This is a genomic window from Streptomyces sp. NPDC086549 (genome assembly GCF_044746205.1).
In the GTDB taxonomy this organism is placed as follows: domain Bacteria; phylum Actinomycetota; class Actinomycetes; order Streptomycetales; family Streptomycetaceae; genus Streptomyces.
Window position 1 is genome coordinate 210,193 of record NZ_JBIVBS010000006.1, and the last position, 23,409, is coordinate 233,601.

Here is a 23,409-nt window from a genome sequence, read left to right on the forward strand (position 1 = left end):
CTGTGGCCGTCAGTTCCAGTCGGAGAACGACGTGAAACCCCCGCTGTCGGCGAGATGCTCGCCCGCACCCTCCAGATCCTCGGGAAGGAGGCTCCACACGATGAAGTCGGTGCGCACGTCGGCCCACGCGCCGTCCTCGGTGCGGACGTGGACTATGCACGCGTTGCGCAGGACGCCCTCGCTGATACAGCCGATCTTCTGGGCGACCTGCTGGGAGGCGGTGTTGTCGGCGGCGGTGCGCACTTCGATGCGTTCCAACTTCTGGTCGCCGAAGAGCCATTGGGCGGTGGCGAGAGCCGCCTCGGAGGCGTAGCCCTCACCGCGGGCCCAGGGGGCGATGATGTACGACAGTTCGGTGGACCGGATATGCCAGTTGGTCTTCGTGAGCTGGACGATGCCGACCAGGCGCTGGGTGAGGAACTCGGTGACCGCGAGGTCGAGGCCGCGGCCGGCGGTGCGCTCGGTGGGCGCCCACTGGGTGATCCAGTGGCGGGCGCCGTCCTCGGTGAAGGGCTGGGGGACATCGGTCCAGGCCCCGACCTGCTCGTCGTTCATCATCTCGGTCAGGGCGGGCACGTCGTCCTCGTCGAGGGGACGCAGCACCAACCGCTCCGTGTTGATGGAGATGTTGGGGAAGGTGCTAGTCATGCGCCGCTCCGTACACGTCGGAAAGCCTGGTAAACCGTCAGGGCCTGCTGAACTGCCCAGCATGCAGCATGAAACCACTGAACCGCACGACGGGGTCGACCCTCGGTGAGGGAGCCGACCCCGTGCGTGGTGATACGCGGTATACGCCCCGTCAGAAGGACGGAATGACCGAGCCCTGGTACTTGTCCTCGATGAACTTCTTCACCTCGGGCGAGGTGAGGAGCTTCGCGAGCTTCTTGACGCGCGGGTCCTTCTCGTTCCCCTTCTTCACCGCGAGGAAGTTGCCGTACGGGCTGTTCTTCGCGGACTCCAGGACGAGGGCGTCCTTGGCGGGCTTGATGCCGGCCGAGATGGCGAAGTTGCCGTTGATCACCGCGGCGTCCACGTCGTCCAGGGAGCGCGCGGTCTGGGGCGCCTCGATCTCCTTGAACTTGAGGTTCTTCGGGTTCTTGGCGATGTCCTGCGGGGTCGCCTCGCTGCCGGCGCCGTCCTTGAGGGTGATGAGGCCGTCGGCGGCGAGCAGCTTGAGGGCGCGCGCCTCGTTCACGGCGTCGTTCGGGACGGCGATGGTCGCGCCGCTCTTCAGCGCGTCGACGCTCTTGACCTTGTGGGAGTAGAGGCCGAGCGGCTCCAGGTGAACCGTGACGACGGGCACGATGTGGGTGCCACGCTTCTTGTTGAAGTCGTCCAGGTACGGCTGGTTCTGGAAGTAGTTGGCGTCCACCGAGCCGTTCTCGGTCGCCGTGTTCGGCACGATGTAGTCCTGGAACTCCTTGACCTCCAGGTCGAGGCCCGCCTTCTTCGCCAGGTTCTTCTTGACGAAGTCCAGGATCTCGGCGTGCGGGGTGGGGCTCGCGGCGACGACCAGCGGTCCGCTGTAGTCGGCGGAGGAAGAGGAGGAGTCCTTGTCCGAGCCGCAGGCGGTGAGCCCGAGGGTGAGGGCTCCGGCGGCGAGGACGGCGGCGGTGATCTTGGCGGTGTTACGCACGAAAAGTGCCTTTCCTTAAGGGTGGTGCGACCCCGTCATGGGTGAACGGGGAGTCTGTGGAGGGGGTTGCTCAGGCGGCCCTGCTCAGGCGGCCTGGCTCAGGCGGCCTTGCTCACGTCGGCCGCCGCGGGCTCCGCGGCCTTCAGCAGGCGGAGCTTCGGGGCAGGGCCGGAGCGGCCGCCGCGCCGGTGCAGGGAGCGGGCCGCGTAGTCGCCGGCGAACTGGATGACCGAGATGGCGACGGCGAGGATCGCGACGGTGATCCACATCATCTGCGTCTCGAAGCGCTGGTAGCCGTAGCGGATGGCGATGTCGCCGAGGCCTCCGGCGCCGACCGTGCCGGCCATGGCGGAGTAGCCGATGAGGGCGACGATCGTGGTCGTGGTGCTGGAGATCAGGGAGGGCAGCGACTCCGGTACGAGGACCTTGCGGACGACGGTCCAGGTGTTGCCGCCCATCGACTGCACGGCCTCGACGAGTCCGCCGTCCACTTCGCGGACAGCCGTCTCGACGAGGCGCGCGAAGAACGGGATGGCGCCGACGGCGAGCGGCACGATCGCGGCCTCGCGGCCGATGGTCGTCCCGGTGATGGTGCGTGTGAAGTTCATCAGCGCCACCATCAGGATGATGAAGGGCATCGAGCGGGCGATGTTCACGATCTGCCCGATCACCTTGTTGGCGGCGACGTTCTGCAGCAGCCCGCCCCGGTCCGTCAGGACGAGGAGGATGCCGAGCGGAAGGCCGCCGACGACGGCGATGAGCGTGGACCAGCCGACCATGTAGAGGGTGTCCCAACACGCCTGGGACAGCAGCGGCTGCATCTCGGACCAGGTCACTTGGCACCTTCCTTCACCGGCACGGACTCCTGGGCCGTGCGGTCGACGACATCGATCTGCAGGCCCTGTTCGCGCAGGAAGCCGATCGGCACGACGTTGTCCTCGTAGCGGCCGGGCAGTTCGATGCGCATGCGGCCGATCTGGAGGCCGCCGACGGTGTCGATGGCGGCGCCGAGGATCGATATGTCGATGTTGTAGGTGCGCGCGAGCTGGGAGACGACCGGCTGGGTCGCGGCCTCGCCGTGGAAGGTGACGTCGAGGACGGTGCGGTCGGCGCCGGAGGCCTCGCCGCCCACCGGGAACAGCGCGGCGGCCAGCTCGGAGCCCGGGGTCGCGAGCAGTTCGCTGACGGTGCCGGACTCGACGATGCGCCCCTTCTCCATGAGCGCGGCCGAGTCGCAGACGCTCTTGACCACGTCCATCTCGTGCGTGATGAGCAGGACGGTCAGGCCCAGCTGCCGGTTCAGGTCGCGCAGCAGCTGGAGGATGGAGCGGGTGGTCTCCGGGTCGAGCGCGCTGGTGGCCTCGTCGGAGAGCAGCACCTGGGGGTCGCCGGCCAGGGCGCGGGCGATGCCGACGCGCTGCTTCTGGCCGCCGGAGAGCTGGGCGGGATAGGCCCCCGCCTTGTCGGCGAGACCGACGAGGTCGAGGAGTTCGAGCGCCTTGCGGGAGCGCTCCTTCCCCGACCGTCCGAGGATCTCCAGCGGCAGCTCGACGTTGTCCTGGACGGTCCGGGTGGACAGCAGGTTGAAGTGCTGGAAGACCATGCCGATCCGGCTGCGCGCCCGGCGCAGTTCCCTGCCGGCCCGCGGTCCGCGCCCGGCGAGCGCGGTGAGGTCCTGCCCGGCGACGGTCACGGTCCCGGCGGTGGGACGCTCCAGCAGGTTGACGCAGCGGATGAGCGAGGACTTTCCGGCGCCGGACTGGCCGATGACGCCGTACACCTCGCCTTCGCGGACGTGGAGATCGACGCCGTCGAGGGCGGTGACCTCTCGGCCGCGCGAGCGGTAGACCTTGCTCAGGCCCGATGTGGTGATCACTGTGATTCCGTCACTGTCGAGTGCCCGGGCGTGGGTGTGCCCGGGCACAGGTGCATTCGTTCAGGGACGCGACACGGTTCTCGCGGTGGCGATGGAACCGGGGAGAACATGTGCGCGGGGCGGCGTCGTTCGCGTACGTCGTACGACGACGGACGGACAGGCCACGGCGTCTCGCTTCGGGGCGCGAGGCTCAGGTGGTGCGGGGGCCCTCTAGAAGGCGCACATTCGACACAGACAACGAGCACCGGGCGTCATGGTCGCCTCGGTCGCAGGAATGCGGTAGCTCGTCGTGGTCATGCGATCAGTAAACCAGACGTACGGTCCTGACAGTCCGCTTCCGTCCACATGCTGGACACTGATGGACACGGCCGGTCGCGCACGGAGTTCACGACTCGCCCGCCGCTGACCAGCGCGGACAAGGCCGACGGCGCGTGGACGGCCAGGTCGGCAATCAGCTCATCGGCCTGATCGGCTGTGGCCAATGCCACGGCGGTCGTCCCGCGCTCCCGGGCCCTGGGGGCCGACCGCATCGGACCGTTTGGCCCGTAATAGGGTCTCCGCATGCTCAATGCCCTGACGCTGGTGACCGGTGTCGCCGCGCTGCTGCTCGCCGCCTGGTGCGGGTGGGCCGCCTATCGTGACCAGCCGACCAAGGACTGGCACTTCATCGGCATGGCCGTGGTGTCGCTGCTGGCCGTGGTGCAGCTGGTGATCGGGGTGGTCCAGCTGGCCCGGGGCGAGAAGCCGGATCAGGGGACGACGATCTTCGTGGCGTATCTGCTGGGCGCCTTCGCGTGCGTCCCGGCGGCGGGGTTCATGTCGCTGGCCGAGAGGACGCGGTGGGGGTCGGTGACCGCCGCCGCGGGCGGTGTGGTGCTAGCCGTGCTCGAAGTGCGGCTCTTCGACATCTGGGGAGGGTGAGATGACGGCCACCGAGGAGCGGAAGCCGGCGCGGACGCGGCTCATCAGCGGGCCGGGAATGCTGCTCGTCTGGTTCTACGGCGTGATGGTCGTCGGAGCCGTGTCGCGGTCCGTCGTCCAGATCGCGACGGACTTCGGGCGGGCACCGCTCGCCTACTCGCTGTCCGCCGTGGCGGGTGTGGTGTACGGGTTCATCACGTACTCCCTCGTGCGCGGCGGCGAAACGGCCCGCAAGGCGGCGCTGGTGTGCTGCGCCGCCGAACTGGCGGGGGTGCTCGTCGTCGGTACGTGGACCCTGGTCGACCCGTCGGCCTTCCCGGACGCGACGGTCTGGTCCGACTACGGCATGGGCTACATCTTCATTCCCGTACTGCTGCCGCTGTCGGCCATGTACTGGCTGCGGAAGTCGCGCGACGGCGTCATGCCGTAGTCGCGTACGTCCCCGCCGGCTTCTCCAGGACGATCAACGGCACGCCGTCCGCACCCTTGGACGTGCCCACCGTCTCGTATCCCACCCGCCGGTACAGCCGCAGGTTGCCCTCGCTGCGGTGACCGGTGTGGAGGCGGAACTTCTTCGCGCCGCGCTCCTCCGCGAGGGCCGCCTCGGCCGCGCGCAGCAGCCGCGCGCCGATGCCGTGGCCCTGCAGACGCGGGTGGACACAGAGCTTGCCGATGGCGGCCGCGCCGTCCTCGGTCACCGCGCCGCGCACCGAGCCGACCACCTCCTCGCCGAGCCGGGCGACGTAGACGCAGTCGGACGCGACCTCCTGGCGGACCGAGTCGAGGCTCTGGACGAGCGGGTCGATGCGGTAGTTGCCGTACAACGCCGCCTCGCTCTGGAAGCACAGGTACTGGAGCCTGAAAATCTGCTCCGCGTCCTGCTCGGTCGCCACCGAGATGGTCACGCTCATGCCCATGTGCGCACGCCTCCCGCTCACCTGATCGCCAGTCGTCCCCCACTCCTATCCCCGCACTTCGCGGGCCGCAACCTCCGGTGTGAGCAAACGACGAAGACATCCCAGACATCGGGAACGTTCCGGGCCGAGACTGCCCTGTGAGATACCCAACTCCCCCGCGATCTCGCGGTAGGTGAGGTCCTTCGGGGAGAGCAGCGCCTCCAGCAGACGGGGGCAGCGGCCGGGCAGCCGACGCACCGCGTCACGCAGGGCGCGGTGTCCGGCGGCGGTGAGGGCGACCTGCTCGGGTCCGCTGCCGGCGTCGTCGGCGGGTTCGGTGTCGTACGGCCGCTCGACACGGGCCGTACGACGGCTGCGGCGCGCCTCGGCGCGGACGGCCTTGCGCAGCCAGTCCTGCGGATCGCGCGGCGGCCCGTCGGAGTCCAGCCGCTCCAGGAGGCGCAGCCAGACCGCCTGCTCCAGGTCGTCCGGTTCGGCACCGGAGGCATATGCCTCGGCGCAGGCCTCCGCGGTGAGCAAGGGGCTCAGCGCCGCAACCAGATCGTGCGTCATATGCGGAACGACGCGGCCGCCCCGACGGCAGGTTGCCGGGGCGGCCTCGGGTGTACCTGAACGGGTTCAGGACGCTCAGCCGTTGACGAAGTCCTCGCGCGCGAGCAGGCCGGTGTCCGCGTTGTCCGTGAAGACGCCGTCTATGCCTGTCGCGAAATATGTCTTGAAGGCGCCGAAGGCGTCTCCGTAGGCGTCGGCGTCGGTGCCCTTGCGGAACTCCGCCGGGAGGAAGGGGTTCTCGTTGCGCATGGTGTAAGGGTGCAGGATCAGGCCCACCTTGTGCGCGTCCGCGACCAGGGTCGTCGGCGTGGTGAGGTTGCCGTTCGCGTCCTTCGGGATGACCAGGTCCAGCGTCGGTCCGATGCCCTGCGCGTAGCCGGCGATCTCCCGCAGGCCCTTCGGCGTGATCAGGTCGGCGACCGTGCGCGGGTCACCCGCCTCGACGAAGTCCCAGGGACGGCTGGCCGCGGAGGAGAGCAGGACCACGAGCGGGTTGTCGACCAGCTTGTTCAGACGCTGGATGCTGCTCGGCTCGAAGGACTGCAGGATGACCGGCGAGTTCCTCCGGTCCTTGCCGTACTTGTGCAGCAGCTTGGCGACCCGCTCCTCGAGTCCCAGGCCCAGCTTGCGGAAGTAGGTGGGGTGCTTGGTCTCCGGGTAGATCCAGACCTGCTTGCCGCGCTTACGGGTCTCCTCGTCCTGCCACTTGAGGACCTCTTCGAAGGTGGGGATCTCCCAGCGGCCGTTGTAGAGGGTGTTGTGCGGGCGGTTGGCCGGGATGCGCTCGACCGCGCGCAGCGTCTTCAGCTCGGCGAGCGTGAAGTCCTCGGTGAACCAGCCGGTGGTGGAGACGCCGTCGAGGACCTTGGTGGTCTTGCGGTCGGCGAACTCGGGGTGGGAGGCGACGTCCGTGGTGCCGCCGATCTCGGGCTCGTGGCGGCAGACCAGGTGACCGTCCTTGGTGGGGACCAGGTCGCCGGCCTCGACGACGTCGGCGCCGAGGTCGAGGGCCAGGTTGTACGACCCGAAGGTGTGCTCGGGCCGGTAGCCGCTGGTACCCCGGTGGCCAATGATCGTCGGCCTGGGCAGGCTCTTCAGGCCGCCGTTCCGGGCCGTCCCGGCCTCCGCCGCTCTGGCGGAGCCGGGCAGTCCGAGGACCGCTCCGCTCGCGCCGAACACCGCGGCGCCCAGGAGCGCCCGTCGTGCGGTGCCCTGCGTCTGCTTGTCCGACTCGTGGGTTTCCATGAGGGCCCTCCTGCCGTCTGCCCGTGATTGCGGGCCGATGGTAGGGGCGTGGACATGACGGACGGGAGACCCGGGTCCGAACAGACGGGTGACGCCGGATGTCATGAGAGCGGCACTATGTGACGGCCCGTCGGCATCGACAGGCGCGGCGCGGGTAGGCGGCGGGTAGGCCACCCGCGCGATGTCCGTCACATCGTCGCGGTGACGTTGCGTGCGCCCTCCGGCACGCCACCGCAGGTAAACCTACGTCAACAGTACGTAAGACCTCGGTGAATCGGACGCCCCCGATGTGCGCTTCCCCCGGAGCCGCGAGTAATGTCCTCACCTGCACAGACTCATACCGACCCCGCCTCGACATCGGAGGACCCGTTGTCCCGCTTCGCGCTCATCAAGGCAGTGCTCGGACCGATCATGCGCCTGATGTTCCGCCCACGGGTGGAAGGCGTGGAGCACATCCCCGGTGACGGCCCGGTCATCCTGGCCGGCAACCACCTCACGTTCATCGACTCGATGATCCTGCCGCTGGTCTGTGACCGGCAGGTGGTCTTCATCGGCAAGGACGAGTACGTGACCGGCAAGGGCCTCAAGGGCCGGCTCATGGCATGGTTCTTCACCGGCGTCGGCATGATCCCGGTGGACCGCGACGGGGCCAGCGGTGGCGTGGCCGCGCTGATGACCGGCCGGCGGATCCTGGAGGAGGGGCGGATCTTCGGCATCTACCCCGAGGGCACGCGGTCGCCCGACGGCCGTCTGTACCGGGGCCGCACCGGCATCGCCCGCCTCACGCTGATGACGGGCGCGCCGGTGGTTCCCTTCGCGATGATCGGCACGGACAAGTTGCAGCCGGGTGGTCGGGGCATTCCCCGTCCGGGGCGGGTGACCGTGCGGTTCGGTGAGGCGATGGAGTTCTCCCGGTACGAGGGCATGGACCGGGACCGTTATGTCCTTCGGGCCGTGACCGACTCGGTGATGGCCGAGGTCATGCGGCTGTCCGGGCAGGAGTACGTGGACATGTACGCGACGAAGGCCAAGGCAGCCTGAGCGCCGTAGGGGTTCTGCCGTAGTGCGGGTGCGGGTGCGGGTGCGCTGTGGCGTGTCGCGCCCACGCGGCGGAGCCTCATGTCGACACTGCCCCGCGCCCCTTTGGCGCTTCCCTCAGCCGGTGCTTTCCAGTTTCTGCCCCCTCAGCAGGAACCATGCTGCCGCCGCTGTTGCCAGCAGGACGGCCGCGCCCGCACCCGATGCCAGGTGCAGGCCGTGGACGAAGGAGTCCCGGGCCGCTGCCAGAAGTTCCGCGGACGTGTGCGCGGGCAGGGTCGCCGCCGTCTCCACCGCCGCGCCCAGTGACTCGTGAGCAGCCGCCGGAGTGCCCACCGGTCCGGTGAAGTCGCGGTAGACACCCGTCACGATCGAGCCGAGCAGGGCGATGCCCAGAGCGGCGCCGAGTTCGTAGGCCGTCTCCGAGACGGCGGAGGCGGCGCCGGCCTGGTCCTTGGGGACGCTGGAGAGGATCACGTCGGCGGTGACGGTGAAGGAGAAGCCCGCGCCCACGCCGACGACCAGGAGCGCGGCTCCCAGGACCGGATAGCCGGTCGACCGGTCCAGCGTCGTGAGTGCGGCGAGGGCGAGGCCGACCGCGGCGAGACCGCCGGAGACCACGGCCCGTACCGAGAAGCGCCGGGCCGCGCGGCCCGCGACCAGACCGGCCGCCACCGCGCCGACGGCGGCGGGCAGTTCGGCCAGGCCCGCCTCGAACGGGTGCCTGCCCTGGACGAGTTGCAGGTACTGGGACAGGAAGAAGACCAGGCCGGACATGCCGAGCACGGTCAGCAGGTCGGCGAGGACCGCGCCGCTGAAACCGCGCCGGCCGAACAGGCGCATGTCCAGCAGCGGGGCCGGCATCGTGAGCTGGCGGCGTACGAATCCGTACAGGGCGGCGGCGCCCAGCAGACCCGTGCCGAGTGACGTCCAGGCGAGGCCGTGCGCCGCGGCCTCCTTCACCGCGTAGACCACGCCGATCATGCCGACGAGGGACAGGACGACGCTCATCAGGTCCCACGGGCCGGGGTTCGGGTTGCGGGACTCGGGCAGCGTCCTGATACCGACGGCGACGAGGACCACCATCACCGGCAGGTTGATGAGGAAGACCGAGCCCCACCAGAAGTGCTCCAGCAGGAAACCGCCCGCGATGGGGCCGACGGCCGTGCCGGCCGAGGCGGTGGCGCCCCAGATGCCGACGGCGAGGCTGCGTTCGCGCGGGTCGTGGAAGAGGTTGCGGATCAGGGCGAGCGTGGCGGGCATCAGGGTCGCGCCGGCGACACCGAGCAGAGCCCGCGCCAGGATCAACAGCTCCGGTGTCGTGGCGTAGGCGTTGAGGACCGATATCAGGCCGAACGCCGTGGCACCGCCGAGCAGGATCCGCTTGCGGCCGATGCGGTCGCCGAGGCTGCCCATGGTCACCAGCAGTCCGGCGATGACGAAGGAGTAGACGTCACCGATCCAGAGCAGCTGGGTACCGGAGGGGTCGAGGTCTTCGCTGATGTAGGGGGTCGCAAGGCCGAGGACGGTCGCGTCGACGGCCACCAGCAGCACGGCGAGCACGAGGACGGAGAGCGCGAGCCAACGGCCCGTGCGCTTCTCCACCTCCGTCGCGGAAGCCGGCTGCAGGGTGCTGGTCATGGTTCCTCTCTCCGTAGTGCGCCGCCGAGCAGCAGCTCGGCGATCATGTGGGTGAAGTCCTTGGGGGCCACGCGGCCTTCCGAGACCGCCCAGGCGGCGGAGGCCAGCAGGCCGTAGAGCGCCTCGGTGAGCCAGGCCGGGGTGAGGTCGATGCGGAACTCGCCTGCCGCCTGGCCGCGCCGGAACAGGGCCGCGATGCGTTCGTCGATACGGGCCCAGCCCTGGTTCTGCTCCTCACCCTCGAACAGCTGGTTCTCGGTGTAGAGGAAGGCGAGCAGTCCGGCGGCGGGCTCGATGGCCCGCACCAGCCGGCGTACGGCCTCGCTCGCGGGTCCCTCGTCGAGCCGTGCCGTGTCCAGCGCGGCCTCGCATTCCGCGATGCCGAGCGATTCCAGCGCACGGACGAGCGCGTCGCGGCCGGCGAAGTGGCGGTGCAGGGTCGCCCGGCTGATCCCGGCCGCCCTGGCGACCTCGTCCATGGTGGCGGTGGACTTGCGGGTCAACAGGGTCGCGGCGCTGCGCAGCACGTGGTCACGATCGAGGGCCATGAGACAAGTGTAGCCCATATGAGACATCAATGTCTCAATATAGCCATGTGTGACTCATCGATGCTGGTCAGCGGGTGTGTCGGAGCGCGTTTCCGTCAGTGCCAGGGCAGCTGCCCGCGTCGCTCCCAGTACGCGCCCGGCTCCTCGACGAGCGTCGCGAGCCGCTCCAGCTGGTCCTCGTCGAGGTCGACGGCCGCGGCGTGCAGGTTGGAGGAGAGCTGGTTGGTGGTCGCCGCGCCGGAGAGGACGACTCCGGCCCACGGCCGGCGCAGGATCAGGGCGAGGGCCACGGCGTCACAGCCGAGAGACGTCTGCGCGGCCACGGTCTTGAGCGCTTCCGGCGCGTTCGGCTCCGCGAGCCGCCCGTTGGCCATGCCCTCCTTGACGATCACCGTGAGCCCGGCGTCATGGGCCTCGGCGAGGGCGGGCTCCGCCGAGGTCTCCAGGGCGTTGTACGTCGACTGGACGGTACGGAAGAGGGGCTCGCCGTCGACGGTCACGGCGAGGGCGGCGCGGATCGCGTCGGCCTGGGCGGGGCCGCTGGTGGAGAAGCCGACGGTCAGGCCCTGCGCGGCCGCCTCGGCCAGCCGGGCGTGGAGTTCCTTGTCGGTGAGGGCCGGGCTGTCCGGGGTCACCGAGTGGATCTGGTAGAGGTCGAGCCGTTCGCCGAGCAGTTCGTCGGTCTCGGCGCGCTGGCGCTCGTACGTGGCGAGGCTGTGGTCCTTGACCTCGTGCCGCTCCGCGTCGGCGGACCAGCCGGCGGTGTAGGTGTAGCCCCATTTGCTGCCGACGACGACGTCGTCGATGTCGGGGCGGGCGTTCAGCCAGTCGGCGAGGAACTCCTCGGAGCGGCCGTAGGAGCGGGCGACGTCGAAGTAGCGGACGCCCTGGGCGTAGGCGGCGTCGAGGAGCGCGTGGGTGCGCTCGCGGAGGGCGTCGACGCTCCGGACCTGCGGGAGGTCCCGCTCCCGGCCGAGGTTGATGTAGCCGGGGCGGCCGACGGCGGCGAGGCCCAGGCCGATGTGGCAGGTGGCGGACGTCGCCGAGGCGAGACGGGCGAAGGGCATCGCGGGCTCCGTTCGGTCGGATCCTTACGGCTCCGGACCAACCTAACCCGCGATGCGGTCGGAGCCTGGCTTCTCGCCCCCGCCGCCCCTGCCCGTCCCGTCCCCTTCGGTTCTACCGCTTGCCCTTGGCGGTAGCCCACTCGTGCTGTACCGCCACGTCCGCCTTGACCTCGGCCAGCTGGACCGCGACCGCGCTGGGCGCCGTGCCGCCGCGGCCGTTGCGGGAGGCCAGGGCGCCGGGAACGTTGAGGACCGAGCGGACCTCCGGGGTCAGGTGGGCGGAGATCTTCGCGAACTGCTCGTCGGTCAGCTCGTCCAGCTCCTTGCCCTCGGCCTCGGCCACCTTCACGCACTCGCCGGCCACCTCGTGCGCGACACGGAACGGCACGCCCTGCTTGACCAGCCACTCCGCGATGTCGGTGGCGAGGGAGAAGCCGGCCGGGGCCAGCTCCTCCATGCGCTCGCGGTTGACCGTGAGCGTGGCGATCATGCCGGTGAAGGCCGGGAGCAGCACCTCCAGCTGGTCACAGGAGTCGAAGACCGGCTCCTTGTCCTCCTGGAGGTCGCGGTTGTAGGCGAGGGGCAGGGCCTTGAGGGTCGCCATGAGTCCGGTCAGGTTGCCGATCAGCCGGCCGGACTTGCCCCGGGCCAGCTCCGCGATGTCCGGGTTCTTCTTCTGCGGCATGATCGACGAGCCCGTGGAGAACGCGTCGTGCAGGGTGACGAAGGAGAACTCCTTCGTGTTCCAGATGATGATCTCCTCGGAGATCCGGGAGAGGTTCACCCCGATCATCGCGGTGATGAAGGCGAACTCGGCGACGAAGTCGCGGGAGGCCGTGCCGTCGATGGAGTTGCCCACGCTGCCGTGTTCAAAACCGAGATCCTTCGCCACCGCCTCCGGGTCGAGCCCGAGGGAGGAGCCCGCGAGGGCGCCGGAGCCGTACGGCGACACGGCCGTGCGCTCGTCCCACTGGCGCAGCCGCTCGGCGTCCCGGGACAGCGGCTGGACGTGGGCGAGGACATGGTGGGCGAAGAGGACCGGCTGGGCGTGCTGGAGGTGGGTGCGGCCGGGCATGGCCACGTCCGGGTGGGCCTCCGCCAGACCGATCAGCACGTCCTGGAGATCGGCGATCAGGCCGCCGATGATCCGGGCGTGGTCCCGCAGGTACATCCGGAAGAGGGTCGCGACCTGGTCGTTCCGTGACCGGCCCGCGCGCAGCTTGCCTCCGAGGTCGGGGCCGAGGCGCTCCAGGAGGCCGCGCTCCAGGGCCGTGTGGACGTCCTCGTCGGCGATGGTGCCGACGAAGGAGCCGTCGGCCACGTCCGCCTCCAGATGGTCGAGCCCGGCGAGCATCCGGGTCAGCTCGTCCTCCGTGAGGAGCCCCGCCTTGTGCAGCACGCGCGCGTGGGCACGCGAACCGGCGATGTCGTAGGGCGCGAGCCGCCAGTCGAAGTGGACGGACGCGGACAGCTTCGCCAGGGCCTCGGCGGGACCGTCGGCGAAACGGCCGCCCCAGAGCCGTACGTCACCGCTGTTGCTGCTCACTTGCGTTGCTCCTAATGAGAGACGGATGTGCCGCCGCCTCCCTGCCGACCGGCGGTCAGGGAGGCGGCATTCACGTTACTGCTTGGCTGCTCAAGCGAGATCGCGCTTCGCCGCGATCTTCGACGACAGGCTGTAGATGTCGATGAAGCCCTTGGCCGCCGCCTGGTCGAACGTGTCGCCGGTGTCGTAGGTGGCGAGGTTGAAGTCGTACAGCGAGGACTCCGAGCGCCGGCCGGTGACGACCGCGCGGCCGCCGTGCAGGGTCATCCGGATGTCGCCGTTGACGTGCTGGTTGGCCTCGTCGATGAAGCCGTCCAGGGCGCGCTTGAGCGGGGAGAACCACTGGCCGTCGTAGACCAGTTCACCCCAGCGCTGCTCGACCTGCCGCTTGTAGCGGGCGAGTTCGCGCTCGACGGTGACGTTCTCCAGCTCCTGGTGGGCGGTGATCAGGGCGATCGCGCCCGGAGCCTCGTACACCTCGCGGGACTTGATGCCGACGAGCCGGTCCTCGACCATGTCGATCCGGCCGATGCCCTGGGCGCCGGCGCGCTCGTTGAGCCGCTGAACGGCCTGCAGCACGGTGACGGGCTTGCCGTCGAGGGCGACCGGGACGCCCTCCTTGAAGGTGATGATCACCTCGTCGGCGTCACGCGCGGTGGCCGGGTTGGAGGTGTACTCGTAGATGTCCTCGATCGGGCCGTTCCAGATGTCCTCCAGGAAGCCCGTCTCGACCGCGCGCCCGAAGACGTTCTGGTCGATGGAGTACGGGGACTTCTTGGTGGTGGCGATCGGGAGCCGCTTCTCCTCGCAGAAGGCGATTGCCCTGTCGCGGGTCATCGCGTAGTCGCGGACCGGGGCGATGCACTTCAGGTCGGGGGCGAGGGCGACGATGCCGGCCTCGAAGCGGACCTGGTCGTTGCCCTTGCCGGTGCAGCCGTGGGCGACGGTGGTGGCGCCGTGCTTCTGGGCGGCGGCGACCAGGTGCTTGACGATGATCGGCCGGGAGAGGGCGGAGACCAGCGGGTAGCGGTCCATGTACAGGGCATTGGCCTTGATCGCCGGGAGGCAGTACTCGTCGGCGAACTCGTCCTTGGCGTCGGCGACCTCCGCCTCGACGGCACCGCAGGCGAGGGCGCGCTTGCGGATGACGTCCAGGTCCTCGCCGCCCTGGCCGACGTCCACCGCGACGGCGATGACCTCGGCGCCCGTCTCCTCGGCGATCCAGCCGATGGCGACGGAGGTGTCCAGGCCGCCCGAGTAGGCGAGTACGACGCGCTCGGTCACGGGTTTCTCCTCACGCTGCAATCACTGACATGCATGAGTATGCAGAGTTCTGCATGATTCGTCAATCCGGACCCGGCCGACGCGCCCGCCCGAGAACGGCCGCCGCGCCTGCCCGAGAACGGCCGCCGCGCCTGCCCGAGAAAGTTATGGAGGGAGGTTGAACAAATGAAACCGCTTTCCCGTACTCACCCATGAACGCTGGCGCCGCGTTCGTAAACCCACTCCTGACCCAAGTGAGGCATCCGCATGTCCAGGGCTCTTCCGAAGTACAACAAGCGTCGCGTGGCGGTCATCGGCGGCGCTGCCGCCGTGGCGCTCTCCGGCGCGGTGATCGCCGGCTCCGCCCTTGCCGGGACGCCCTCCAAGAGCAACGACGCCACGAACGCGCGCACCCTCGCGAGCCCCGGCACGATCACCTGCCCGGACGTCGCCTCGAAGCTCCCGGCGATCCCCGCCTCCGCCCAGGCCGAGGTCACGCGCAACCTCACCCTGCTCCAGACGCAGATCCAGGAAGCCAACAAGCGCCTGGTCGACACCGTGGGCCAGGGTGGCCCCAACTTCGTCAACAACGCCATCCTCGGCCCCCTCAAGGACAAGCGGGTGGCGACGATCAACCGCATCGCGACGGCGATCGGGCGTACGGCCGCCAAGCCGACGGGCCTCGACTCCCTGGCGCCCTGCACCCTGAACGCGGGCGGCGTCAACACGGGCAACGCCAACACGGGCAACGCCAACGCGGGTGGCGGTACCGCGAACAACGCGGCGTCGGCCGCGCCGAGCGCGACGGCCACCCAGCAGGCGACCGGCAGCAACAACAACGCCAACGCCGCCGGAGTGGGCACGATCACCTGCCCGGACGTCGCCTCGAAGCTCCCGGCGATCCCCGCCTCCGCCCAGGCCGAGGTCACGCGCAACCTCACCCTGCTCCAGACGCAGATCCAGGAAGCCAACAAGCGCCTGGTCGACACCGTGGGCCAGGGCGGCCCCAACTTCGTCAACAACGCCATCCTCGGCCCCCTCAAGGACAAGCGCGTCTCGACGATCGACCGCATCGCCATCGCCATCGGCCGTACCTCGACGAAGCCGACCGGCCTCGACTCCCTGGCCGCCTGCACGCTCACCAAGTGACGTGACAGGCCGCGGTGGCCGCCCCGCTTGAACGCCGGCCGGGGCGGCCACGGCGGACCCGGTAATTCCCTGGGCAGCCGGAAGGGTTCCCTCGATAATCGGTGGCCATGGGAAAGACCTATGAGCGCATCGACGGCAGACTCCGCACGTTCATCGAGGAACAGCCCCTCTTCTTCACCGCGACCGCGCCCCTGTCCGGCGACGGCACGGTCAACCTCTCCCCCAAGGGCCTCAAGGGCTCCTTCGCGGTGCTCGACGAACACACCGTGGCGTATCTGGACTTCGCCGGTTCGAACGCGGAGACGATCGCACACCTCCGCGAGAACGGCCGGATCACCCTGATGTGGTGCGCGTTCCAGGGCCCGCCGAACATCGTGCGGGTGCACGGGCGGGGCGAGCCCGTCTTCCGTGACGACCCCCGGTTCAGGGAGCTGCTCACCCACTTCCCGGACATCGACCCCACCCCGCACGGCCTGCGCGCCGTCATCGTCGTGCACGCCGAACTCGTCCGGGACACCTGCGGTTACGCGGTGCCCTTCATGACGTACGACGCGGACCGTGACCTGCACGAGAAGCGCTTCGCACGCGAGGACGACGCCTCACTGGGCGAGTACTTCCAGAAGAAGGACCATGTGGAGTACAGCCTGGATGGCCTACCCGGGCTGCCGCTGCCGCTCCCGCCATCTAGCTTCTGAGGCATGCGCCCCGGTGTCGTCGTCACCCTTGCCTCCGCGTCCCTCCTCGTCGTGCTCGGCGCCGCCCCGGCCGGTGCCGCTCCCCCGTTGCCCGCCCAGATGGCGGACACCGGGGGCGGCACCCAGCTGATCACGGCTCAGGCAGCGGGCACCGGCTCGACGTCGGGCACGGTCAGCTGGTGGAACCTGCGGAGCGGGCAGTGGGTGCAGGCCGGTTCGGCGCCGGCCCGCTTCGGCGCGAAGGGCCTCGTCGAGGGGACCTCCCGGAAGCAGGGCACCAACACGACGCCGACCGGGCTGTACGACCTGCCGTTCGCGTTCGGTGTCGAGGCGGCACCGAACGGTACGACCGTCCCCTACCGGCCGGTGCACGAGAACTCGTGGTGGTGCCAGGACAACGCGTCGCGTTCCTACAACCGCTGGACCGAACCCCTCCCGTCCGACTGCCGCGCCTCCCAGTCCGAGCACCTCGTCTCGTACGGCACCCAGTACTCCCACGCCCTCGTCATCGGCTTCAACTACAAGAATCCGGTGCGGGGACGCGGGGCCGGGATCTTCCTGCACGTCAACGGAACCGGTGCCACGGCGGGCTGCGTGTCGGTGCCGGCGGACGCGATGCGCCGGATCCTGCAGTGGGCCAAGCCGTCGGCCAAGCCGCACATGGCGATCGGGACGGCGAGCGGGACGACCGGCATCACGCGGTACTGACCGCCATCACTCGGTACTGACCGGCAACCGCACCGTGAACGTGGTCGAGCCGGTGCGGCTCTCCAGCCCCACGCTCCCCCCGTGCGCCTCGACCACCGCCGCCACGATCGACAGCCCCAGCCCGGCTCCCGCGCCGGTGGCGTCCGAGCGGCGGCGGTGTTCGGCCCGGGTGAAGCGTTCGAAGACGCCGGGCTGGACGTCCTCGGGGACGCCGGGGCCGTCGTCGTGCACGTTCAGGGTCGCCGTCCTGCCGTCCGTCTCCAGGGAGACCGTCACCTTCGTGCCGGCGGGCGTGTGCCACCGCGCGTTGGTCAGCAAGTTGGCCAGCACCTGGTGGAGACGGTGCGCGTCACCGGTCACCGTCACCGGCTCCTCCGGCAGCTCCAGCGTCCAACGGTGGTCGCGGCCGGTCGCACCGGCGTCCGTGACGGCGTCCAGGACGAGGTGGGTGAGGTCGACGGGGCGGCGCTCCAGCGGGCGGCCCGCGTCGAGGCGGGCGAGGAGGAGCAGGTCGTCGACCATCTCGCCCATCCGCGAGGACTCGGCGGTGATGCGTTCCAGGGCCCGGGTGATCTCCGGGGGGACGGGTCCCGGGTGGAGCAGGGCGAGTTCCGCGTGGCCGCGGACCGAGGCGACCGGGGTACGCAGCTCGTGGCTGGCGTCGGCGGCAAAGCTGCGCAGCCGTTCCTCGCTGGCGTGGCGTTTGGTCAGCGCGTCCTCGACGTGCCCCAACATCCGGTTGAACGCGGCGGCGACCCGGCCCACCTCGCCGCGCGGGTCGGACTCGGCGGCACGGGGCGGCAGCGCGACCTCGCCGCTGGCCAGCGGGAGTTCGCTGACCCGGGTGGCGATCGCCGCGACCCGGCTCAGCGGGCGCAGCGACCACCGGACCCAGAGCGCGCCGGTGACGCCCGCGACGGCCAGGGCCAGGCCGAACACGACCGCGGACACCAGCTCCAGGCGGCGAACGGCGGCCTCCACCGGTTCATACGGCAGCCCGACGATCAGCACGTCCTGGTCGAGCCCGCGGGTGGCGACGACCCGGTAGTCGTGCAGGGAGGAGAGATCGAGGGTGTGGGCCCTGCCGTCCACCGGGACCGCGGCGAGCTTCCTCATGTCCGCGCCGGTCAGGTCGACGTTCAGGTCCACGGCGAGGTCTCCGGAGCGGACCAGCCCCCTGTTGGTGACCGTGCCGTTCACCAGACGGGCGCCGAAGGTGCCCGTGGCCTGCCGGCGGGTGTCGCCGTGCTCGTCCCCGTCGTGATCGTCCGGCAGCCGGCCGTTGTGCTCCAGGCTCGCCGGGAACCGGGTGCCGACCTGGACGAGCTGCTCGTCGAGTCGCTGCGTGAGGAAGCCGCTCAGCTCGACCACCGCGGCCAGCCCGACGGCCGCGCAGCTCACCGCCAGCAGCACCACCAGTCCGACGGTGAGCCGGGCCCGCAGGGTGCGGGGGCGGGGCAGCCGTCGTAGCCACCCGGCCGGTCTCCGCAGCACCGCCCTCACCGGGCCACCGGCTTCAGCACGTACCCGGCCCCGCGCACGGTGTGGATCATGGGCTCGCGGCCGGCGTCCACCTTCTTGCGCAGGTACGAGATGTACAGCTCGACGACATGGGCGCGGCCGCCGAAGTCGTACGACCACACCCGGTCGAGGATCTGCGCCTTGCTGAGCACGCGGCGCGGATTGCGCATCAGGAAGCGGAGGAGTTCGAACTCGGTCGGGGACAGTTCGATCAGCTCGCCGGCCCGGACCACCTCGCGGGCCTCCTCGTCCATGACCAGGTCGCCGACGGCCAGCCGGGGCCCCTCGTCCAGCTGCCGGGCCATGCCCGCGCGCCGCAGCAGCCCGCGCAGCCGGGCGACGACCTCCTCCAGGCTGAACGGCTTGGTGACGTAGTCGTCGCCGCCCGCGGTGATACCCGCGATACGGTCCTCGACCGCGTCCCGGGCGGTGAGGAAGAGCACACAGACGTCGGGCTTCACCTCGTGCAGAGAACGCAGCACCGCGAAGCCGTCGGTGTCGGGGAGCATCACGTCGAGGACCACCGCGTCGGGCAGCAGCTCGTGTGCCGCGGCCACCGCACCGGCGCCGTCGCCGGCCGCGCGCACCTCCCAGCCCTCGTAGCGCAGGGCGCCGGTGAGCACCTCCGCCAGGTCGGGGTCGTCGTCGACGACGAGGACCCGCAGCGGGGTGCCGTCGGGCCGGGTGAGGGCGGGCCGGCCGGAGCGGGTGGTGTGTATCGCGTTCATCGCGTCTACCAGCATCGCTCCTCCCGGCGGCCGCCGGTGCACCCCGGGGCTCTGAGTTTCCTCTGAGAGGGCCGCGAGGGGCGCCCGCTCAGAGCTTCCTCAGAAGTTCGCGCAGCACAGTGGCGCGGCGGACAGGAGAAAGCCGGCAGAAGGAGCGCACACATGACCACCCTGTACGGGCAGCGGACGACACCGCCCGTGGTGCCGACCCGCCGTGGCTCCCCCGCGGGTCCCCTGCTGGCCCTGCTGTGGGCCGGGGCGGCGGCCGTGGTGGCGCTGTGGTGGGCGGACACCGGTTCGGTGGTCGGCGCGGCGGGCTGGCTGACCGGGGCCGGGCGGATCGCCGGGCTGCTGTGCGGCTACTCCTGCGCGGTGCTGGTCGGGCTCATGGCCCGGGTGCCGCTGCTGGAGCGGCGGATCGGCTCGGACCGGGTGGCGCGCTGGCACGCGATGGCGGGCCGCTACACGGTGTGCCTGCTGGTCGCGCACATCGTGCTGATCCTCGCCGGGTACGCCGCCCAGGACGGCGTCTCGCTCGTCCACGAGACGGTCACCGTCGTCCTCGACTACCCGGAGATGCTCAAGGCCACCGCGGGCACGGTGATCCTCTTCGCCGTCGGCATCACCTCGGCGCGGGCGGTGCGCCGCCGGACCAGCTACGAGTTCTGGTACTACGTCCACCTGCTCACGTACGCCGCCGTCTTCCTGGCCTTCGGCCACCAGCTGGCTCTCGGCAACGACTTCAACGGCAAGCCGGTGGCCACGGCCGCCTGGTACGTCCTCTACCTGGGCGTCGCGGCCCTGGTGGGGTGGTTCCGGGTCCTGGTGCCGGTGCGGCTCAATCTGCGCCACCGGCTGCGGGTGGAGTCCGTGCACCGGGAGGCGCCGGGCGTGTACTCGGTCGTCGTACGGGGACGGCGGCTGGACGAGCTGGGGGCGCGGCCCGGGCAGTTCTTCCGCTGGCGGTTCTTCGGGGCGGGCCTTGGCCGGACGTCGACGCCGTACTCGCTGTCGGCGCCGCCGCGCGCGGACCTGCTGCGCATCACGGTCAAGGCGCTGGGCGACCACAGCGCGGCCGTCGCGCTGCTGCGGCCGGGCACCCGGGTGTGGGCGGAGGGACCGTACGGTTCCCTCACCGCGGACCGGCGGACCGCGCACAAGTCGTTGCTGATCGCGGGCGGCGTGGGCATCACCCCGCTGCGGGCGCTGTTCGAGACGCTGCCCGGCGAGGTCACCCTGCTCTACCGGGCCCGCACGGCCGAGGACCTCGCCCTGGGGGGCGAGCTGGAGGCGGTCGCGCGCTGGCGCGGGGCGAAGGTGCTGTACGCGCTCAACGGCGCGCACGGGGAGCGCCCGAGATTCACGGCCGACGCCCTGCGCGCGACCTTCCCCGACCTCTCCGAGCACGACGTGTACCTCTGCGGTCCGCACGGATTCGCCCAGGACCTGTATGCGGCGCTGCGCGCCGCCGGTGTGCCGGACCGCCGTATCCACCACGAGTCGTTCGAGCTGTGAGGCCCGCTGTGCATGCCCTGAAGAAGAACCGTCCCCTGCGCCGTATCGTGCTGGCGAGCGCCGCCACCGTCTCCGGGATGGTGCTGCTGCTGTCGCTGAAACCGCACACGAGCCCGGCGGTGGCGGTCGGCCCGCCGTCACCCGTGCCGTACAGCAGTTCGAGCGCGTCGGCCGGCGGGTCCTCCGGCGGCACCACCGGTGGCTCCACCGCCGCGCCGGCCACCGGCACGAAGACCGTCACCGGGGACACCGTCCAGACCCGCTGGGGCCCCGTCCAGGTGCGTGTCACGCTCAAGGACGGCAAGCTGACCGACGTAGAGGCGATCAGCTACCCGCAGGACAATCCGCGCGACCAGGAGATCAACAGCTACGCCGTCCCCCAGCTGCGGCGAGAGGCGCTGGCCGCGCAGAGCGCCGACATCGACACCGTCTCCGGAGCCACGTACACCAGCGACGGATACCGTCAGTCTCTCCAGTCCGCCCTGGACTCGGCCTGACGCTGAACACTCGGCGGTCGCGGCACGTATCTGTGGGCCAAGGGTCAAGTCCCCACGGAGGAACCGTGACCACCACGCTCGCAGGCGGACGTGCCGCCAGACGCCAGACGATGCGCCGCATCCGCCCGCGCCGCTCCCCGGCCGTACCGCTGTTGCTCGCCGTGTGGGCGGGCGCGGCGGCCGTGCTGTGGCTGTGGTGGCACAACACGCCGTCCATCGCGGACAACAACGGCAAGATCCTGAACGCGGGCCGGATCACCGGCCTGCTCGCCGGCTACCTCATGGCGCTGGTCGTGCTCCAGATGGCCCGGGTGCCCGCCCTGGAGCGGCGGGTCGGCTCCGACCGCGTCGCCCGCTGGCACGCGATGAGCGGCCGCTACACCCTCTGCCTGGTCTTCGCGCACATCTTCCTGACCATGTGGGGCTACGCGCTCCAGGCGGGGAAGTCGCTCGGCGACATCGTCCAGCAGACCATCGACTCCATCAACCAGCTGCCGGACATGGGCAAGGCCGCCATCGGCACCGGCCTGTTCGTGGTCATCGGACTGACCTCGATCGGCGTGGTCCGCCGCAGGCTGCCGTACGACACCTGGTACCACGTGCACCTGTTCACGTACGCGGCGGTGTTCCTGACGTTCTGGCACCAGATCACCACCGGCAACGACTTCGCCCTCGAGCCCACCGCGAAGACCTTCTGGTACGGGCTGTACGGCTCGGTCACCGCTCTGGTGCTCTGGTACCGCATCCTCGTCCCGATCCGGCTGAACCTGCGTCACCGCATGCACGTCGAGGCGGTCATCGAGGAGACGCCCGGCATCGTGTCGGTGCTCATCGGCGGCCGCAAGCTGCACCGGATCGGCGCGGAGGCCGGACAGTTCTTCCGCTGGCGGTTCCTGGCGCCGGGCATGCGGTTCAGCTCGCACCCGTACTCGCTGTCGGCGGCGCCCCGCCCGGACATGCTCCGGATCACCGTGAAGGCGATCGGCGATCACACCGCGGCGCTGCGCGAACTGCGCCCCGGCACCAAGGTGTGGGCCGAGGGCCCGTACGGCGCGATGACGGCCTCCCGCCGCAGCCGCGGCAAGGTGCTCCTGGTCGCGGGCGGCGTCGGCATCACGCCCATGCGCGTCCTGTTCGAGACGCTGCCCGGCGCGGCCGGCGACCTGACCCTGCTCTACCGGGCCAACACCACCCAGGACCTGGCCCTGTGGGACGAGCTGGCGGCCATCGCCAAGGAGCGGGGCGCCCGGCTGATGTACGCGGTGAACAGCCCGGAGGGCGAGCGGCCGGACATCTCCGCCGACAGCCTCCAGCGGAAGATCCCGGACATCGACCGGCACGACGTCTTCATGTGCGGCCCGCCCGGGTTCGCGCAGCAGGTGTACGAAGCGCTGCGCGGCGCGGGGGTGCCCGCCCGCCGCATCCATCACGAGTCGTTCGAGATGTGAGCGACGGGGAACGACGGAACCTCCACGGGAACTCGACGGGAAATCAGGAGCTCAGAAGAAGATGCGGAAGAGCCACCCCATTCGGCGCGTCGTACTGGCCACCGCCGCCACCGTGTCCGGTGTCGTCCTGCTGCTGTCGCTGAAGCCGTCGACGGACACCTCCGCTTCGGCGGCGGGTGCGGCACCGCAGCAGACGGCGCCCGGTCAGGAGTCGCCGCAGGGCGGCACGCAGGTCGCCGCCGGGACGGGCACGGTGACCGGTGACGCGGCCCAGACCCAGTACGGGGTCGTGCAGGTACGGCTGACCGTGAACAACGGCAAGATCACCAAGGCCGAGGCGGTACAGGCCCCCAAGGGCGGGACGAGCGACCAGAAAACGGCGCTGTCCGTGCCCAAGCTCAACCAGGAGGCCGTGACGGCGCAGAGCGCGAAGATCGACTCGGTGTCCGGGGCGACGTACACGAGCACCGGTTACAAGCAGTCGCTCCAGTCGGCGCTGGACAAGATGAAGGCGGCCGGCGGGTCGACCGGTTCGTCGGGCTCCGCGGGTTCATCCGGTTCATCTGGTTCATCCGGTTCATCGGGCTCGTCTTCCGGCTCCGGCGGGGCCGCGCAGGCCGCCAAGACCGTGACCGGGCAGGTCGCCCAGACCCAGTACGGGGCGGTCCAGGTCCGGATCACCGTCAGCAACGGCAAGATCACCAAGGCCGAGGCCGTGCAGGCGCCCAAGGGCGGGGTCAGCGACCAGAAGACCGCGCTCGCCGTGCCGAAGCTGAACCAGGAGGCGGTCGCGGCCGGGAACGCGAACATCGACTCGGTCTCGGGGGCCACCTACACGAGCACCGGCTACAAGCAGTCCTTGCAGTCCGCTCTGGACCAGGCCGGTGGTTGAGGCCGT

General features: G+C 70.4%; 24 protein-coding genes. 10 read left to right on the plus strand and 14 right to left on the minus strand.

All coding sequences use genetic code 11. The features are described 5' to 3' along the window. Positions 1–9: 9 nt before the first annotated feature. The 4 genes from ACIPSA_RS21210 to ACIPSA_RS21225 all read right to left on the minus strand — a co-directional run bounded on the left by ACIPSA_RS21210 (position 10) and on the right by ACIPSA_RS21225 (position 3,512). On the minus strand, positions 10–648 hold the full coding sequence (locus tag ACIPSA_RS21210) for a GNAT family N-acetyltransferase (RefSeq protein ID WP_402637190.1): 639 nt from the start codon (positions 646–648) through the stop codon (positions 10–12). Positions 649–799: 151 nt separating this feature from the next. After that, positions 800–1,636: a MetQ/NlpA family ABC transporter substrate-binding protein gene (locus ACIPSA_RS21215; RefSeq protein WP_402637193.1), complete on the minus strand. Its 837-nt coding sequence runs from the start codon at positions 1,634–1,636 to the stop codon at positions 800–802. Positions 1,637–1,734: 98 nt separating this feature from the next. Then, the gene (locus ACIPSA_RS21220) at positions 1,735–2,472 is read right to left on the minus strand and encodes a methionine ABC transporter permease (RefSeq protein ID WP_402637197.1); all 738 of its coding nucleotides are present in this window, start codon (positions 2,470–2,472) and stop codon (positions 1,735–1,737) included. After that, positions 2,469–3,512: a methionine ABC transporter ATP-binding protein gene (locus ACIPSA_RS21225; protein ID WP_402637200.1), complete on the minus strand. Its 1,044-nt coding sequence runs from the start codon at positions 3,510–3,512 to the stop codon at positions 2,469–2,471. The genes ACIPSA_RS21220 and ACIPSA_RS21225 overlap by 4 nt, the downstream gene beginning before the upstream one ends. Positions 3,513–4,073: 561 nt before the next feature. Between ACIPSA_RS21225 and ACIPSA_RS21230 the strand changes: the two genes are divergently transcribed. Next, positions 4,074–4,433, plus strand: coding sequence for a hypothetical protein (locus ACIPSA_RS21230; RefSeq protein ID WP_402637203.1), 360 nt, complete (start codon positions 4,074–4,076; stop codon positions 4,431–4,433). Position 4,434: 1 nt separating this feature from the next. Then, complete coding sequence (locus tag ACIPSA_RS21235; RefSeq protein ID WP_402637206.1) at positions 4,435–4,863, plus strand: hypothetical protein; 429 nt, start codon at positions 4,435–4,437, stop codon at positions 4,861–4,863. Here the strand turns inward: ACIPSA_RS21235 and ACIPSA_RS21240 are convergent. The 3 genes from ACIPSA_RS21240 to ACIPSA_RS21250 form a co-directional block, all read right to left on the minus strand. Further along, positions 4,853–5,350 carry a GNAT family N-acetyltransferase gene (locus ACIPSA_RS21240; RefSeq protein WP_402637209.1) on the minus strand — a complete coding sequence of 166 codons (498 nt, stop codon included), beginning with the start codon at positions 5,348–5,350 and terminating at the stop codon, positions 4,853–4,855. The genes ACIPSA_RS21235 and ACIPSA_RS21240 overlap by 11 nt on opposite strands. Before the next feature lie 45 nt (positions 5,351–5,395). Beyond that, entirely contained in the window at positions 5,396–5,902 is a 507-nt protein-coding gene (locus ACIPSA_RS21245; protein WP_402637212.1) for an RNA polymerase sigma factor, read from the minus strand. 75 nt (positions 5,903–5,977) lie between these two features. After that, entirely contained in the window at positions 5,978–7,147 is a 1,170-nt protein-coding gene (locus ACIPSA_RS21250; protein WP_402637215.1) for a glycerophosphodiester phosphodiesterase, read from the minus strand. A gap of 369 nt (positions 7,148–7,516) precedes the next feature. Between ACIPSA_RS21250 and ACIPSA_RS21255 the strand changes: the two genes are divergently transcribed. Then, positions 7,517–8,188: a lysophospholipid acyltransferase family protein gene (locus ACIPSA_RS21255; protein WP_402637218.1), complete on the plus strand. Its 672-nt coding sequence runs from the start codon at positions 7,517–7,519 to the stop codon at positions 8,186–8,188. Between the two features lie 114 nt (positions 8,189–8,302). On the opposite strand, the gene ACIPSA_RS21260 is transcribed toward ACIPSA_RS21255, so the two are convergent. The 5 genes from ACIPSA_RS21260 to ACIPSA_RS21280 all read right to left on the minus strand — a co-directional run bounded on the left by ACIPSA_RS21260 (position 8,303) and on the right by ACIPSA_RS21280 (position 14,271). Beyond that, complete coding sequence (locus tag ACIPSA_RS21260) at positions 8,303–9,826, minus strand: MFS transporter (protein ID WP_402637221.1); 1,524 nt, start codon at positions 9,824–9,826, stop codon at positions 8,303–8,305. Beyond that, a complete protein-coding gene (locus ACIPSA_RS21265) occupies positions 9,823–10,374 on the minus strand; it encodes a TetR/AcrR family transcriptional regulator (RefSeq protein ID WP_402637224.1) in 552 nt (183 codons plus the stop codon). Before ACIPSA_RS21265 ends, ACIPSA_RS21260 begins: the two co-directional genes overlap by 4 nt. A gap of 95 nt (positions 10,375–10,469) precedes the next feature. Next, positions 10,470–11,441: an aldo/keto reductase gene (locus ACIPSA_RS21270; RefSeq protein ID WP_402637227.1), complete on the minus strand. Its 972-nt coding sequence runs from the start codon at positions 11,439–11,441 to the stop codon at positions 10,470–10,472. A gap of 112 nt (positions 11,442–11,553) precedes the next feature. Further along, positions 11,554–12,987 (minus strand): argininosuccinate lyase, encoded by a 1,434-nt coding sequence (gene argH / locus ACIPSA_RS21275; RefSeq protein ID WP_402637230.1) that lies wholly within the window; start codon positions 12,985–12,987, stop codon positions 11,554–11,556. 90 nt (positions 12,988–13,077) lie between these two features. After that, positions 13,078–14,271, minus strand: a complete 1,194-nt coding sequence (locus ACIPSA_RS21280; RefSeq protein WP_402637233.1) for an argininosuccinate synthase — start codon at positions 14,269–14,271, stop codon at positions 13,078–13,080. A gap of 246 nt (positions 14,272–14,517) precedes the next feature. On the opposite strand from ACIPSA_RS21280, the gene ACIPSA_RS21285 reads away from it, so the two are divergent. The 3 genes from ACIPSA_RS21285 to ACIPSA_RS21295 all read left to right on the plus strand — a co-directional run bounded on the left by ACIPSA_RS21285 (position 14,518) and on the right by ACIPSA_RS21295 (position 16,802). Continuing rightward, positions 14,518–15,399, plus strand: coding sequence for a hypothetical protein (locus tag ACIPSA_RS21285; RefSeq protein WP_402637236.1), 882 nt, complete (start codon positions 14,518–14,520; stop codon positions 15,397–15,399). Between the two features lie 107 nt (positions 15,400–15,506). Then, complete coding sequence (locus ACIPSA_RS21290; protein ID WP_402637239.1) at positions 15,507–16,094, plus strand: pyridoxamine 5'-phosphate oxidase family protein; 588 nt, start codon at positions 15,507–15,509, stop codon at positions 16,092–16,094. A gap of 3 nt (positions 16,095–16,097) precedes the next feature. Further along, positions 16,098–16,802, plus strand: coding sequence for a L,D-transpeptidase (locus tag ACIPSA_RS21295; RefSeq protein WP_402637243.1), 705 nt, complete (start codon positions 16,098–16,100; stop codon positions 16,800–16,802). Positions 16,803–16,808: 6 nt separating this feature from the next. On the opposite strand, the gene ACIPSA_RS21300 is transcribed toward ACIPSA_RS21295, so the two are convergent. Together ACIPSA_RS21300 and ACIPSA_RS21305 are read right to left on the minus strand one after the other, a co-directional pair. After that, complete coding sequence (locus tag ACIPSA_RS21300; RefSeq protein WP_402637245.1) at positions 16,809–18,296, minus strand: sensor histidine kinase; 1,488 nt, start codon at positions 18,294–18,296, stop codon at positions 16,809–16,811. A gap of 5 nt (positions 18,297–18,301) precedes the next feature. Beyond that, positions 18,302–19,042: a response regulator transcription factor gene (locus tag ACIPSA_RS21305; RefSeq protein ID WP_402637727.1), complete on the minus strand. Its 741-nt coding sequence runs from the start codon at positions 19,040–19,042 to the stop codon at positions 18,302–18,304. Between the two features lie 171 nt (positions 19,043–19,213). On the opposite strand from ACIPSA_RS21305, the gene ACIPSA_RS21310 reads away from it, so the two are divergent. From ACIPSA_RS21310 to ACIPSA_RS21325, 4 genes are all read left to right on the plus strand, one after another. Further along, the gene (locus tag ACIPSA_RS21310; protein WP_402637247.1) at positions 19,214–20,566 is read left to right on the plus strand and encodes a ferric reductase-like transmembrane domain-containing protein; all 1,353 of its coding nucleotides are present in this window, start codon (positions 19,214–19,216) and stop codon (positions 20,564–20,566) included. A gap of 8 nt (positions 20,567–20,574) precedes the next feature. Beyond that, a complete protein-coding gene (locus ACIPSA_RS21315; RefSeq protein ID WP_402637250.1) occupies positions 20,575–21,063 on the plus strand; it encodes an FMN-binding protein in 489 nt (162 codons plus the stop codon). A gap of 65 nt (positions 21,064–21,128) precedes the next feature. After that, positions 21,129–22,511, plus strand: coding sequence for a ferric reductase-like transmembrane domain-containing protein (locus ACIPSA_RS21320; RefSeq protein ID WP_402637252.1), 1,383 nt, complete (start codon positions 21,129–21,131; stop codon positions 22,509–22,511). Between the two features lie 61 nt (positions 22,512–22,572). Continuing rightward, a complete protein-coding gene (locus ACIPSA_RS21325; protein WP_402637254.1) occupies positions 22,573–23,403 on the plus strand; it encodes an FMN-binding protein in 831 nt (276 codons plus the stop codon). The last annotated feature ends 6 nt before the right edge of the window (positions 23,404–23,409 follow it).